Origin of the sequence: Shimazuella kribbensis DSM 45090, from assembly GCF_000428065.1 — a bacterium.
GTDB lineage: Bacteria > Bacillota > Bacilli > Thermoactinomycetales > Thermoactinomycetaceae > Shimazuella > Shimazuella kribbensis.
This window is the reverse complement of sequence record NZ_ATZF01000001.1, coordinates 1-14,034: the sequence shown is the minus strand read 5'-3', so window position 1 is coordinate 14,034 and position 14,034 is coordinate 1. Positions and strand designations below refer to the sequence as shown.

Annotated in this window: 14 protein-coding genes; 4 read left to right on the top strand and 10 right to left on the bottom strand. The window is 41.0% G+C overall.

The window, feature by feature from the left end; translation table 11 throughout:
• Window positions 1-156: 156 nt before the first annotated feature.
• A complete protein-coding gene (locus A3GQ_RS0100080; protein WP_028775330.1) occupies window positions 157-495 on the bottom strand; it encodes a histidine triad nucleotide-binding protein in 339 nt (112 codons plus the stop codon).
• Window positions 496-571: 76 nt separating this feature from the next.
• On the opposite strand from A3GQ_RS0100080, the gene A3GQ_RS0100075 reads away from it, so the two are divergent.
• The 3 genes from A3GQ_RS0100075 to A3GQ_RS0100065 all read left to right on the top strand — a co-directional run bounded on the left by A3GQ_RS0100075 (window position 572) and on the right by A3GQ_RS0100065 (window position 2,721).
• Window positions 572-859 carry a hypothetical protein gene (locus tag A3GQ_RS0100075; protein WP_028775329.1) on the top strand — a complete coding sequence of 96 codons (288 nt, stop codon included), beginning with the start codon at window positions 572-574 and terminating at the stop codon, window positions 857-859.
• Between the two features lie 93 nt (window positions 860-952).
• Window positions 953-1,648: a hypothetical protein gene (locus tag A3GQ_RS0100070; RefSeq protein WP_028775328.1), complete on the top strand. Its 696-nt coding sequence runs from the start codon at window positions 953-955 to the stop codon at window positions 1,646-1,648.
• A gap of 149 nt (window positions 1,649-1,797) precedes the next feature.
• Window positions 1,798-2,721, top strand: a complete 924-nt coding sequence (locus A3GQ_RS0100065; RefSeq protein ID WP_028775327.1) for a Na/Pi cotransporter family protein — start codon at window positions 1,798-1,800, stop codon at window positions 2,719-2,721.
• Window positions 2,722-2,776: 55 nt separating this feature from the next.
• Here A3GQ_RS0100065 and A3GQ_RS0100060 read toward each other — a convergent pair whose 3' ends face one another.
• Entirely contained in the window at window positions 2,777-3,205 is a 429-nt protein-coding gene (locus tag A3GQ_RS0100060; RefSeq protein WP_028775326.1) for an NUDIX hydrolase, read from the bottom strand.
• 350 nt (window positions 3,206-3,555) lie between these two features.
• Between A3GQ_RS0100060 and A3GQ_RS0100050 the strand changes: the two genes are divergently transcribed.
• The gene (locus tag A3GQ_RS0100050; protein WP_028775325.1) at window positions 3,556-3,840 is read left to right on the top strand and encodes a hypothetical protein; all 285 of its coding nucleotides are present in this window, start codon (window positions 3,556-3,558) and stop codon (window positions 3,838-3,840) included.
• A gap of 183 nt (window positions 3,841-4,023) precedes the next feature.
• Here A3GQ_RS0100050 and mtaB read toward each other — a convergent pair whose 3' ends face one another.
• From mtaB to hrcA, 8 genes are all read right to left on the bottom strand, one after another.
• On the bottom strand, window positions 4,024-5,361 hold the full coding sequence (mtaB, locus tag A3GQ_RS0100045; RefSeq protein ID WP_028775324.1) for a tRNA (N(6)-L-threonylcarbamoyladenosine(37)-C(2))-methylthiotransferase MtaB: 1,338 nt from the start codon (window positions 5,359-5,361) through the stop codon (window positions 4,024-4,026).
• A complete protein-coding gene (locus A3GQ_RS0100040) occupies window positions 5,354-6,103 on the bottom strand; it encodes a 16S rRNA (uracil(1498)-N(3))-methyltransferase (RefSeq protein ID WP_028775323.1) in 750 nt (249 codons plus the stop codon). The genes mtaB and A3GQ_RS0100040 overlap by 8 nt, the downstream gene beginning before the upstream one ends.
• A 115-nt stretch (window positions 6,104-6,218) precedes the next feature.
• Window positions 6,219-7,151, bottom strand: coding sequence for a 50S ribosomal protein L11 methyltransferase (gene prmA, locus A3GQ_RS0100035; protein WP_028775322.1), 933 nt, complete (start codon window positions 7,149-7,151; stop codon window positions 6,219-6,221).
• 107 nt (window positions 7,152-7,258) lie between these two features.
• Entirely contained in the window at window positions 7,259-8,371 is a 1,113-nt protein-coding gene (dnaJ, locus tag A3GQ_RS0100030) for a molecular chaperone DnaJ (protein ID WP_028775321.1), read from the bottom strand.
• A 91-nt stretch (window positions 8,372-8,462) separates the two neighbouring features.
• On the bottom strand, window positions 8,463-10,292 hold the full coding sequence (gene dnaK / locus A3GQ_RS0100025; RefSeq protein ID WP_028775320.1) for a molecular chaperone DnaK: 1,830 nt from the start codon (window positions 10,290-10,292) through the stop codon (window positions 8,463-8,465).
• Between the two features lie 312 nt (window positions 10,293-10,604).
• A complete protein-coding gene (gene grpE / locus A3GQ_RS0100020) occupies window positions 10,605-11,171 on the bottom strand; it encodes a nucleotide exchange factor GrpE (protein WP_028775319.1) in 567 nt (188 codons plus the stop codon).
• Between the two features lie 15 nt (window positions 11,172-11,186).
• Entirely contained in the window at window positions 11,187-12,722 is a 1,536-nt protein-coding gene (locus tag A3GQ_RS0100015) for a TCP-1/cpn60 chaperonin family protein (RefSeq protein WP_028775318.1), read from the bottom strand.
• 87 nt (window positions 12,723-12,809) lie between these two features.
• Window positions 12,810-13,820, bottom strand: coding sequence for a heat-inducible transcriptional repressor HrcA (hrcA, locus tag A3GQ_RS0100010; protein ID WP_028775317.1), 1,011 nt, complete (start codon window positions 13,818-13,820; stop codon window positions 12,810-12,812).
• Window positions 13,821-14,034 lie beyond the last annotated feature (214 nt).

Below are 14,034 nucleotides of genomic sequence, written 5' to 3'. Positions count from 1 at the left end.
AAGGGCAAACAAAGAGCCACTAGGGTAAGCAGATAGCGGCCTGATCCAAAAAAGGAGGTCAGCTTCCACGACACCTGCAATAACCTTTATAATTTGAACAGAAAAGGTCACTCTTCATTATAGATCATAAAATAAGGCAATGTCAAAATTCTAGTTTTACACCATTCCAAAAAGTTGGCGACCGCCAATGAGATGAAAATGAATGTGAAAAACAGTTTGTCCACCATGTTGTCCCATATTATTGACTACGCGAAATCCATTCTCTTCCAGACCAAGTTCTTTGGCTATTTTTTGAATTCCTAGTAAAATTCCACCAACTAAAGGTGCATCTTCTTCAGTCAGATCCATAATAGAAGCGATATGCTTCTTTGGAACGATTAAGACATGAGTTGGTGCTGCTGGTTCAATATCATAAAATGCGTAAAGATTTTCATCTTCATACACTTTTTTAGATGGAATATCACCTGAAATAATACTACAAAAAATACAGTCCATAGGTCCCTCCACTATTCACCATTACATCTTATCAGCATACACTATACCACGATTTTAACAAAGGGGAGAGTTCATTTTGGCAAAAAAATATACCGTGAGTGAAGCAGCTTTGCGTAAATTGGTAAAACAAATGGTATCGGAAGAAGTACAAAAACAATGGAAACAGCCTAATAATCATTTTATTGATGAATTTCATGAAGAACCTTGGTTTCATTTTGGTGAACCTGAACCAGCACTGGAACAAAAAAATCGTGCTCAGCAACAAATTTCTACAGAATTTCCCGGTTGGCAGGAACCATTCCATCCAGATTTTGATGAACTGGATGCCCCCCCTTTTTTAAACAGACAGCCAAAAAAGAAATAACTCCTTTTTTCTAAGTGATTCCTTTTTGGGAGTCGCTTTTTTATTCATATTTTTATACAATCATAATAGTTCCATTGAGAGAAAGAGAGATAAATGAGAATTGGAACAATGAGTACAGTCCCTTTCCTTCCTCCCTTCATCACAGAGGAATGGGTGATCTTTACCAGCGGAAACATTGCCTCTGGTAAGGATCAGGCTGGGATGCTCATCGCAAACAGCCTATGGTACGATTTCGGCCTTCGTTGCGTCGAAGTCGATCCAGATGGACAGTTTCCTGAAGGTTGGGACACTACAAGCAACCCGATGGATCACTTCCATTATAATCGGGAGAAGGCAACAGCCTTGTTCCTCTCCCGTCTGTACAATCCGGTTCCCGGACAGGTGCTTCTGTTCCAGAGTGGAGGTGCGACACTAGACGGAGAACATGGACGTCGGACTTTGGTCAATAAGGTTCTGTATGGGGAAAATCCCCGTCCGGTACTCCATTTCCATATCGAAACACCGATCGAAGTCTGTAAGGATCGAAATAAGAGGCGCAGGCTCGCTGGAAAGCGTTTCACGCCAGAAGAAGAGGTCAATCGTTGCGCAGAAAACGTAAAGAAGAACTTTGACCTTCTGAGTGTTCCACGGTACGACGCAGAAGGAAATCTGTGCAATGTAGGCATGCGCCTGCGGTACCTCACAGAGAAGAAGTACGAGATTGTCCGGCATGATGAAACGATCGTACCGGTGTACTACCACTGGAACCCGCAGACCAATGATCCCTACCTGACTCCTTGGGTGGACTAAAGGTCAGAGCGGCTGTCTTACAGCCGGACTCACCCCATTGAAAAATTAATCCTTTTACATAAAATGAAAAGCCCCTATGGAGGCTTTTTTTGCATTTCCAAGCATGAGCCCGTCCTCTTCGCCATAAAATGTGAGGAGGAGGAAGATATATGATCGCTATTTTACTTCCCTTTTGTGCGGGTCTTATCATTTTTTTGGTCGGAATGAAAGTGATGCGAAATGGCCTAGAGAACTTAGCAGAGAAACATCTCCAATCCATTTTGCTTCGCTTTACAAAAACTCCTTGGCGAGGAATGCTCTGTGGGACGATCTTAACTGCTCTATTGCAGAGTAGTACAGCTGTCACCGTGTTTACCATCGGCTTAGTCGATACAGGTCTCTTAACCTTTACCCAATCATTAGGCATTATTTTAGGCACCAATATTGGCACTACTGTTACTACGCAGTTACTTGCTTTAAAATTAGATGATTTCGCTTGGCCATTGATGGTAATAGGGTTGATTTTAATGATAATCAAGCAACGAACTGGTCCCATTTGGCTTGGTTTAGGAATGATTTTTGCCGGAGTAAAAGGAATGCAAAGCGTCGCTGCACCTCTTGAGAAAGCTGGTTATATTGATTGGTTGATGTCTGGCACAGATTATCCGATTTTGATGGGTTTCCTGACGGGAATGGTGATTACTGCCCTCATTCACAGCAGTAGCGCGATGGTCGCAATCGCAATGGGTTTTTATGCATCAGGGGTGATTTCTTTACCTTTTGCAATCGCAGTAGTCATCGGGAGCAATGTGGGAACATGTGCAACAGGTTTGATCGCAGCACTACAAACCAAACCTTCTGCTAAACGAGTAGCCATCGCTCATCTCGTCTTAAATGCAGGAGGAGCTCTTCTGTTTCTCCCCCTCATCCCCCTGCTATTGCAAGTTGTTTCTACATTCTCTAGTGATCCGGCTACGCAAGTAGCACACACACAAACCATATATAACATTGTCTGCTCACTACTTGTACTACCCGTTTGTGCTGGATTTGCAAAATTAGTGGAGTGGATGGTTCCAGAGCGAATTTATGAGTAACAAAAAGTAGGCACTATGCCTACTTTTGTTGTTTTTGATTTGAATTCAGTTTCCGTCATGAAATCTCATTTTTTATGTACTTGATAGCTTCCGTTAAAATGGATTGATTGTTGTCATAGCCTTTTTCAGCATGAATCGTGATTGCTTGATCCACCGTGTACCAACCAACTTCGTCGATCTCCTCTAATTGCGGTGAGATATTACCCGCTTCGGTTTTCACAACATAGTAGGTAACCGATTTTTCCGTTTGTCCTTTTTCAGGATGGATAAATTCATAGGTTATGGTATCTATTTTGGTGACAATCTCACCTATAACCCCTGTTTCCTCTTCTATTTCACGTATTGCTGTCTGTTCGATCGTTTCTCCAGCTTCTTGATGCCCCTTGGGTAAGGTTATCTTGCCAAACCGATCGTGAATGAGTAAAATCTCGATTTCTCCATCATGTAAACGATATACAACACCACCCGCAGATATTTCTTTCATCTCTCTTTCCTCCAATTATTTGTAGTAAGCAGACCTGTCCATTTTAAAAATGGAATTATTATAATAAAAGTACCTTTGACCACAGTCAAGTGAAGTCCTAAACAAACCCGCCCAACCATACATCTCTCCGGACAACCAACTAAGCAAAAGAGGATCATCCAGCACATCATTCACCTGCATTTGAAGATGTCCCAGTAGCTATCAGCTAAAGTAATCTACACTTACCATGGCTTTGTTCAACAAACAAAATACATAAACAACATTGTTTACCTATATTGATTAGTAAAAAAAATGTTAATATAATAAATAGATCTGTGAAAGCAGTCCTGTCGAGTTCTGAGGAGGACACCATGACCGCCATCACCCCGTTCCCGCAGGTTTCGGACATTACTGAGACGCAGGAGGACGACGGTACGATCGTCTACTCCGTCGTTTACACCACAACGATCGCTGCCGGCAAGAAGCTCAACACCACCGTCGAGGTGATCAGGATGAATGGTGTGACCTACATCCAGAACCTCCAAACGGGCAAGCACTTCTCGACCACCGCCCTCATCGAGGTGGACAACCACTTCGACAGGAAGTTCGTGTACATCCGCGCCACGTCCTTCGCCGGACGGATCCCGATCTGGTAGATCGTCACCGCCAGCCGTGAGGAGCTGAACGACCCCAAGCGTTGGTGAAACTACTTCCGGGAACAGGGGGCCTGCTGACGAGAGTCAGCAGGCCCCCACACTGAAAAAATGAATGTAACCTAGACACGATCCCCGCTGAATTAACTTCCAATGGGGTTCACTTATGTAAAAATGCTCCTATTACTAGGAGCATAATTGCTTATCATCCAATACTCGTACAAATGAACCCTTATTTACGTCCGCACCTACTTCATCCAATTTAACTCTACATACTTTGCCGATCATGTCTTCCGTGGCTGGGAATACAACAGGTAAATAGTTGTCGGTATAACCAACATATAATCCACTATCAGGTTCTTCTTTGTATACTCTTTCTGGGATTACTTCTAATACTTCTCCAACATACTTATTTGCATAAGTAGTTGTCAATTTATTGGATAAGGCGATCAATCTGCTGACACGTTCGTTTTTCACATCATCTGCCACTTGATCTGTCATCCGTGCAGCAGGTGTGCCTGTACGTTTGGAGTAAGGAAAAACATGCATTTGATACATACCCAGTTCTTCTACAAAACGATACCCATTTAAAAATTGTTCTTCTGTTTCCCCTGGGAAGCCAACAATCATATCTGTTGTGATCGCCACACCTGGTAGCGCTTCATGTAGTTTTAAGATCGTTTCATGATATTCTTCTACTGTATATTTACGTCGCATTCTTTTTAGCACTTCATTATCCCCAGCTTGCAGAGGAATATGAAGATGGCGACACATTTTATCAGAGGAATTGAGTACTTCAATCAAGCGGTCATCTACTTGACTTGCCTCAATGGAACTAATCCGAATCCGATGCAAATCAGGTATTTTATCCAGATCCATCAAGAGATCAGCCAATTGATAGTTTTCTAGGTCATCACCATATCCACCAGTATGAATACCTGTAAGAACGATTTCTTTATAGCCAGCTGCGACCAACTGTCTCGCTTGTGCCAATACATTTTCAGGCTTGCGGCTACGGGATAAACCTTTTGCCCAAGGAATGATACAGAAAGTACAAAAGTTGTTGCATCCTTCTTGGATTTTAAGGGATGCACGGGTACGATCGGCAAATGCAGGAACATCCAGTTCCTCGTATTCTCGTTGCTTCATAATATTTCCTACAGCATTAATAGGCTCACGTTCTCTACGGTATTGTTCTACATAATCAATGAGTTTGTCTCTACCTTGCGTACCCACTACAATATCGACACCTGGAATCGCTGCTACTTCACTTGGGGAAGTCTGTGCATAACATCCTGTAACTGCAATCACTGCATCTGGATTTTTACGAATCGCTCTGCGGATCACTTGACGGCTTTTTTTATCCCCTGTATTTGTAACCGTACAGGTGTTGATTAAATACACATCTGCCTTCGTATCAAACTCGACTCGCTCATAACCTGCTTGTTGAAACAATTGCCACATGGCCTCTGTTTCATATGCATTTACTTTGCATCCTAATGTATGAAATGCTATTTTACTCATTTTTTCGGTCACCTCCTAATTCGTTATGAACAAACATGAGACAAGTAAGTAAACTTATTGCCGCTGTTTCCGTACGTAAAATTCGATTTCCCAGCGTAATTGGCTTTACACCCTTGTCGATGGCTTCTTGTATTTCTTCTTCTGAAAATCCGCCTTCTGGACCAATGATCATAAGAATAGTTTTAGCATCCGGCAATTGCTCTATCGCGGACAATGCTAGTCCACCTTTTTCATAAGCAATGAGGGCAAGATCATAGTGAGGCACCTCGGCTAAAAGCGACTTCCAGTTCATTGGTAAAGAAACGACTGGAACTCTTCCTCGATGAGATTGTTCGGATGCTTCTTTAACTATTTTCGACCATCTTTCTCTTTTCTTTTTCGCTTTCGAATCATCTATTTTTACAATGGTACGAGTAGAGGAGAAAGGAAAAAAGGAGGCAGCTCCTAATTCGGTACCTTTTTGAAGAATCCAATCCCATTTTTCACCTTTGGGCATTCCTTGTGCCACTGTTACTTGTACTTTTGGTTCTCCCAAAGAGGGAGATTTCTCAAGGATACGACAGAAAATAGCGTTTGGCTCCATCTCTTCAATCTCAACGAGAAAATCAGATCCCAGCATACAACAAATAAACTTGTCTCCTTGCTTGCTCCGCATGACTGTACGGATGTGATGAACATCATCACCTGTTATATGAATCATATCTCCAATTGCTTGCTCAGGAGTTATAAAATATCTTTGCATAAAAAAACCCTCACCATTTTACCGTTTTTTCGGTAGAAAAGAAAGTATAAATTTTATCTAATCTACCCAAGGGCTACTAGGACTATGTCTGTGCCTCAAAATGGCTTACCATTCGTCAAGTTTTTTTGGCAGCAACAGCTACCCAATCTTCTTCGGTAATTATTTCTATCACAGATAAACCAACTTCTTGAAGACCTTTTACTACATCTTCTTGTTTGCTTGCAATGATACCTGATCCAATAAATATGCCACCAGGTACAAGTACTCTGGGTAGATCATACATCATTTGTTGTAAAATTTCAGCTAAGATATTTGCTACAATTACTTGAGAGGTTGTCCCTATACCTTGCAGCAAGTTACCTTCTTTTACCATCACACGTTTGGTATCATTTTGCTCACAATTTTCTTGGGCATTTTTCACAGCGACTGGATCTAAATCAAGGGCTAACACTTCACTTGCCCCTAGCTTCTCGGCTGCAATACTAAGGATTCCACTACCACATCCAACATCGATTACTTTTTGATTTTCATTTAGATACTTCTCCATCAGTTGCAATGTTAACCTAGTAGTCGGGTGAGTGCCTGTCCCAAAAGCCATCCCAGGGTCTAAGTAAATGGGAAGTTCTCCTGCCTGGAGAACATATTCCTCCCAGACCGGTACAATGACTAAACGGTCTGATACCCGAGTTGGTTTGTAGTACGTTTTCCATGCGTTCGCCCAATCTTCATCATCTACCCAAGATGTTTGTATGTTATTTATTCCAATATTTAATCCATACCCTTTTAACTCCAACAAACATTTCTCTACTTCCTGCACTAATTGGTCTGTATGACCTACTTCAGAGAAGTACGATTTTAACACAACACCATCTTCTGGATAATCTGCTGGATTTAAGGCAATAATCTCGCCGTAATTCCCTGGAATGGTTTGATCTACTGTAACAGAATCTTCTATTGAAACTCCTCCTGCACCCATGGTTTGCAATCGTTCTGTGAGTGCTTCTACTGCTTCTTCATGTGTATGTATGGAAATTTCTAACCACTTCACTTTAATTCCCTCCTAGAAATCAATAATTATTTAAAAAAATAAAAGTATATACGAGTTTGTTAATAAAAAATTTTTCTCTAAAAAAGAAAACGGGCATCTTTCGCCCGTTACTCTCCTTTAAACGCTTTTTTCATTTTCGTAAAAAAGTTATCATTCTGTTCGTGTATATATTCCCCAGAAAGTCGATTAAAATCACGAAGAAGTTGCTTCTGTTCTTCATTTAACTTAATAGGAGTGATCAACTTCACTTGAACACGAAGGTCCCCTTCATATCCACGTGCACGAGGTACCCCTTTTCCTCTAAGTCGGAATTCTGTTCCAGTCTGTGTCCCTGCTGGAATCTTCAACTTTGCGCGGCCATCTAATGTAGGAACAACAATTTCATCTCCAAGAGTAGCTTGCACAAAAGTCAAAGGAATCTGGCAAGTAAGATCATAACCTTCTCTTGAGAAAAAGTCATGCTTTCGAACAAAAACAGTAACGTATAAGTCCCCAGGTGGTCCACCATTCACACCAGGATTCCCTTCTCCTGTGATACGAATTTGTTCTCCATCATAGATACCGGCTGGAATGGTTACAGGAATTTTAAATTTCTTCTTCGTTTGCCCTGTCCCTCCACAGTTGGAACATTTGTCACGAATAATTTTTCCTTTTCCACGACATTGTTGACAATCATGTCGGTTGACGATACGTCCAAAGGGAGTATTTTGAATCGACTCTACATGCCCTTTACCTTGACATGTAGCACACACTTCGGGTTTGCTTCCTGGCTGAGCTCCGTTTCCGTGACAAACATCACAATCAGCAGCCTTTACCATAATGATATCTTTTTGTGCACCAAAAATAGCATCCTTGAACTCAATATGCATGCGAGCTTCTAAATCTGTTCCCTGTCGAGGTGCATTCGGATTCGCACGTCGACCTCCGCCAAAGAACATATCAAAAATGTCACCAAAACCAAAGTCTTGGCCGTTAAAACCAGCTCCACCCATACCACCTGTTGGGTCCGCATGACCAAACTGATCATATTGAGCTTTCTTTTGTGGATCGCCTAATACCTCATAAGCTTCTTTTACTTCTTTAAATTTGGCTTCGGCATCGGCTTCTTTGTTTACATCAGGATGATATTTGCGAGCAAGCCTTCGATAAGCTTTGCGGATTTCTTCTTCAGTAGATGTTCGAACAACATCCAAAACTTCGTAGTAATCACGTTTGCTCACAAGATCACCTCCTTCTCCCTAGAGATTAAAAACAAACGGAGGAGGCCAGAGCCGAGCATCCTTTCGACTATGGCCATGAGGATTGTGTGCATTATTTGTCGTCTTTTACTTCTTCGAATTCAGCGTCTACTACATTGCTATCCGTGTTTGTCTGCTCTTCGTCTGCTCCTTGAGCAGCAGCTTCTTGTTGCATTTTTTCATACAATTTTACGGAGAGCTGTTGAACTTTTTGTTCCAAATCTTCTGTTGCTTTTTTCAAGGCCTCTTCATCGTTACCTTCTAATGCTTTTTGAACTTCTTCTTTTGCAGCTTTTGTAGCTTCTACTTCACTAGCATCCACTTTATCTTCAAGTTCTTTTACGGTTTTTTCTGTTGTAAATATAAGTTGTTCAGCCTTGTTTCGCAGTTCTACTGTCTCTTTTTTGCGTTTGTCTGCTTCTGCATTTTCTTCTGCTTCGCGAATCATTTTTTCGATATCACTTTCATTCAATCCACTGGAAGATTGGATGGTGATTGCTTGGCTTTTATTGGTTGCTTTATCTTTTGCAGTAACATTTACAATACCATTCACGTCGATATTAAACATTACTTCGATTTGTGGTATACCTCGTGGTGCTGGTGGAATATCGTGCAATTGGAAACGACCAAGTGTTTTATTATCATTGGCCATTGGACGTTCCCCTTGAAGGACATGAATGTCAACTGCAGTCTGATTATCAGCAGCAGTAGAGAAGATTTGGGTTCCGTCTGTAGGAATGGCAGTATTACGATCGATAATTTTGGTAAATACACCACCCATTGTCTCAATACCTAAAGAAAGAGGTGTCACGTCAACCAAAACAACATCTTTTACATCACCAGTAATAACACCACCTTGGATTGCTGCTCCCATTGCTACTACTTCATCTGGGTTCACACCTTTGGTTGGCTCTTTACCTGTAAGACGTTTAATTGCTTCTTGTACTGCTGGAATACGAGTAGATCCACCAACTAACACAACTTTACTGATTTCACTAGGAGATAAACCAGCATCACTTAAAGCTTGACGAGTTGGAATCATGGTACGCTCAATCAAATTCGCACTTAACTCTTCGAATTTCGCACGAGTCAAGGTAACTTCTAAGTGTTTTGGACCAAACTGATCCATAGTCAAGAAAGGAAGAGAAATCGTTGTATTTAATACACCAGATAGATCCTTCTTCGCTTTTTCAGCAGCGTCTTTTAAACGCTGAAGAGCCATTTTGTCATTGGCCAAATCAATGCCATTTTCGCGTTTAAACTCTTGTACCAAATAATCGATAATCACTTGGTCAAAATCATCTCCACCGAGATGGTTGTCTCCACTTGTTGAAATAACTTGGAAGAAATTATCTTCTAATTCCAAGATAGAAACGTCAAAGGTACCACCACCGAGGTCAAAGACCAAAATCTTTTCTTCTTCTGTTTTTTCCAAACCATATGCCAATGCAGCTGCAGTTGGCTCGTTGATGATACGCATAACTTCTAGCCCAGCGATTTTTCCAGCGTCTTTTGTTGCTTGACGTTGGCTATCATTAAAGTAAGCTGGAACGGTGATTACTGCTTGTGTTACTGGCTCACCAAGATAACTTTCTGCATCTTGCTTTAGTCTTTGTAGAATCATTGCAGAAATTTCTTGTGGAGTGTAATCTTTTCCTTCCGCTGTAACTTTATAACCTGTACCAATATGCCTTTTAACAGACATAACAGTATTTTCTGGATTCGTAATTGCTTGACGTTTAGCAGCTTCTCCTACCAATCTTTCGTTCTGTTTGGAAAAACCGACGATGGAAGGAGTGGTACGTCCTCCTTCAGCATTTGGTATTACTACTGCTTCTGAACCTTCCATGAAAGCCACACAAGAGTTTGTTGTTCCTAAGTCAATTCCGATAATCTTACCCACTGCATACACCCTCCTAAAATATTGCTATGTATATAATAGCTTAGTTGACAGAATAATATATCTTTAATTAGAGAAAAAATTTGTCTATGTGAACTACTATCACCTAATAAAGGTGTTAGATTCCTGCGAACACTGGTCTATCGACCGAGTTTCTTAGCAGGCTCTACCCGCAGTTCCTGCGGTGAAGTATACGGTACTTTACTCCCTACTTTAGCCTGGTAATTCGTGAACAGTACGATACATTTGTGGTTTCAAGCGTCCTTAAAAGGATACCAAACAATGCCTCATTACACTAATTATTAAGTTTGGAACCTATGTACTTACTTTTACCATCGTCGGACGAATCACTCGATCACGGTAACGATATCCCGATTGCAATTCTTCTACGACTGTTCCAGCATCATGATCTTCCGAATCTACTTGTAACACAGCGTTATGTACGTGAGGATCGAACGGCATTCCAACTGCTTCTACAAGGCTTAGACCTGAATCTGACAAAGCTTGAAGCAACTGTCGGTAAACCATCTCCACTCCATCAAGCAAACCCTTTGCTTCTCCTCTATCTTCTGCAGCATCCAAAGCTCTTTCAAAATTATCTAACACTGGCAGTAGAGATTCAATCAAAGGTACTGATGCATATTTTACCGCATCTTCTTTCTCTTTTCGAGCTCGACGACGAGCATTTTCTAAATCCGCTATAGATCTTGCCAATTGGTTTTTAGAATCTGCAAGCTCTTGCTCCAGTTTAGCATTTTTATCTTTTACCAATGCTAACTCTTGGAAAATTGCTTCTATATCATCGTGTGAAGTGTGGGAGGATTCTTCTTCATTATGTACAGCATTCTCCTCGATCTCATCCACCTTTTGCTTCTCTTCCACACTATACCCTCCTTTTTATATACCTGATCGCATTTTTACGACGGTATGAATTCTTAACACTGCAGTAGCAACTTCTCCTGCCGCTTTTAGAGCATGATATTTGACCAGCAAAGGATCAACTACACCCATCTCGATCATATCTGAAATAGTACCACGATCACAATCAATTCCTAAAGAATCGGAATCACGTTTTACTTGGTATGCTTTCACCATTTCAATCTTCTCAAGAGGATTAAAACCAGCATTTGCCACGACTTGAGTCATAGGTCTTTCCAAAGCTCCTGCTACGACCGATACTCCAAAACGCTCCATCCCTTGAATACTTTCTCGAAAACGCTCTACATCACGGGCAATAGAAAGTTCCAAAGCTCCTCCACCTGGTACATACCCCCCTCTTACAGCGGCCTGTACAGCAGAAGCAGCGTCTTTACAAATACGTTCTCTTTCTTCAACAACCTCATCAGTAGATGCACTTACTAAAATCGTAGCATATGGCTTTCCTCTTCCACCACTAATGAGTACACGTTCTAAAATCCCATCATCTTCAATAATAGAGGCATAGCCAAGTACGGTTTCTAATTCTTCCAATGGTTTAAATAGACTACTACGTTTGATTGGTTTGGAAAGGGTATGTTCCGACACACGAAATACTTCATCTTGGGTGAGATGGGAGACAACCATTACACCTGAGTCCGTAAGTATATCTTCTGCTAATGGGTCTATGTTTCCTGTAGTTAAAACAATTCCTACATTCAAATGGACCATATTTTCGAGAGCTTTTAAAAATTGTTCACGAAATCGTTCATGTTTTTTAAATCCAGATTCTGTTCGCAGTGCTTCATCATCTACTGTATCTGCAACAAGTGAATCGGCTAGTAATAATATTCTAGCGTCTACTTTTGCCCTAGGCATTTGGGGATTCAAACGCGACCGATTCACAAAAACACCAGTAAAGACTGCACTTTCCGCACGAGGATGCGCAACAACAGAGCTAGATAAACGAAAATTTTTATCTAATAATTTTTCATGCCCAATCAAATGAGCAGCTTCAATTACGGATACAGTAATATCTTCATTCTCGCGACTTGCAGTATAAGCAATTCGTTGTAACCACTCATCATCCAAGTGTTGAATCTGACGGGAACGATCTTTCATTTTTTTGAGTGCAAAACGTATTCCACGATTTATTCCCGCAATAACTTTTACAACTGGAACACCTAACGCTACTTGTTTCACACCTTCATTCACAAGAGCCGCAGCTAATAGTGTTGCTGTAGTTGTTCCATCACCCATTTCATCTTGCTGTGCACGAGCTACGTTTACAATCATATGGGCGGCTGGATGTTCAACCTGCATTCGATCTAGTATTGTTACTCCATCATTCGTAACAATAACTTCTCCTCGTTCCCCAACAAGCATAGTGTCTAAACCTTTCGGTCCAAGAGTAGTCTCCACTGCAGAAGCTACTGTTTTTACAGCATTCACATTCGATTGGAGAGCAGATAGACGGGGATCTACTCTATCTACATCAAAAAACTCACTTTCTGCCATTGAACCTTCTCTCCCTTTCCTTCATGGGGACCGAGGACAAATCCATTATTGGTAGATAAAATCAAATTATTCTTACCTACATAAGTTTTAGCTCCGGTTGGATATCGACTTCGTAAAACTTTCAATAAGGGAAATCACTCTACCATAATCCATTCTTGTAGGACCAAGCACTCCTATTGTTCCAACTGGTTCATCATCTAATTCAAAGGAGGTAGTGATAATGCTACATCCTTGAACACCGTGAAGCGAAATTTCACTCCCAATCCTCACTTGTACTCCAGGCATCATATAGTCCAATGGCTCTAAAAGTTGAAGTATTTGTTCGTTTGCTTCAACAAGATCAAGTAGTCCACGAACTTTATCAACATCACGAAACTCTGGTTGTTCCAACATTCGTGTTGTCCCACTTAGAAAAATTTGTTCCGGATGTTCAAACATAAATAATTGTTCCAGCATCGTAGGAATGTGTTGTTTTGGATACAACAAATGATGCAAATCATCATATATTTGTCCTAATGCTAGTTTATTCAATTGAGATAATGGAAGACCAATCACCCGATAATTAAGCAAATTAACAAGTTCTTCAATCATGGAAGATGATATAGTCTCGGGAATAATAATTTGATGCTGTTCGACTTGCCCTTTGTCGCTGACAATAACTGAAACTGCTACATTATCCGAAATCGGAACAATAGAAAGGTGTTTTAAATGTCCTTCAATCATTTTAGGACTCACAATCATTGTCATGTAGTTGGTAAGTTGTGACAATCGAGCTGAAATTTGTTGCATTTCCAACTTCAATGCACTCGTTTGATCCAACGTCCAAACTCCCTTTTCATCCTCTTTCGGAATAGAAGAATCAAGTAGATGGTCAACGTAAAATCGATATCCTTTTTCTGAAGGAATACGCCCGGCAGATGTATGCGGTTGCTCCAAAAAACCCATCTCTTCTAAATCAGCCATTTCATTACGTACTGTAGCAGGGCTGAATCCTACCCCTTCCTTCTTGGAAACAGTACGTGATCCAACAGGTTCTGCTGATATGATGTATTCGTCTACGATTGCCCAGAGAATTCTTTTTTGCCGCTCAGTTAACATCTGCCTCCCCCCTAATTTGGTAGATAAGAAAGTATTGATCTTATCTACATAAGTGCTACAAAGTCTCTGTCCGTACTTTGTAAAGCTTGCCAGTCGGCAAGTTTTCTTTCGCAGATTGCGATAGCAGATGAAATTATTATCCAATCTGCATAAGGGCAACTAAGCCTCTGTCTGCGCCTTTGGCTTGCCAGTCGGCAAGTTTTCTTTCGCAGAT

Bases quoted from the DNA above. Each gene is read 5' to 3' on its own strand.
- mtaB (WP_028775324.1), bottom strand. From the start codon at position 5,361: ATGAGTAAAATAGCATTTCATACATTAGGATGCAAAGTAAATGCATAT.
- hrcA (WP_028775317.1), bottom strand. From the start codon at position 13,820: ATGTTAACTGAGCGGCAAAAAAGAATTCTCTGGGCAATCGTAGACGAA.
- A3GQ_RS0100080 (WP_028775330.1), bottom strand. From the start codon at position 495: ATGGACTGTATTTTTTGTAGTATTATTTCAGGTGATATTCCATCTAAA.
- A3GQ_RS0100040 (WP_028775323.1), bottom strand. From the start codon at position 6,103: ATGCAAAGATATTTTATAACTCCTGAGCAAGCAATTGGAGATATGATT.
- A3GQ_RS0100065 (WP_028775327.1), top strand. From the start codon at position 1,798: ATGATCGCTATTTTACTTCCCTTTTGTGCGGGTCTTATCATTTTTTTG.
- A3GQ_RS0100070 (WP_028775328.1), top strand. From the start codon at position 953: ATGAGAATTGGAACAATGAGTACAGTCCCTTTCCTTCCTCCCTTCATC.
- A3GQ_RS0100015 (WP_028775318.1), bottom strand. From the start codon at position 12,722: ATGGCAGAAAGTGAGTTTTTTGATGTAGATAGAGTAGATCCCCGTCTA.
- A3GQ_RS0100060 (WP_028775326.1), bottom strand. From the start codon at position 3,205: ATGAAAGAAATATCTGCGGGTGGTGTTGTATATCGTTTACATGATGGA.
- A3GQ_RS0100050 (WP_028775325.1), top strand. From the start codon at position 3,556: ATGACCGCCATCACCCCGTTCCCGCAGGTTTCGGACATTACTGAGACG.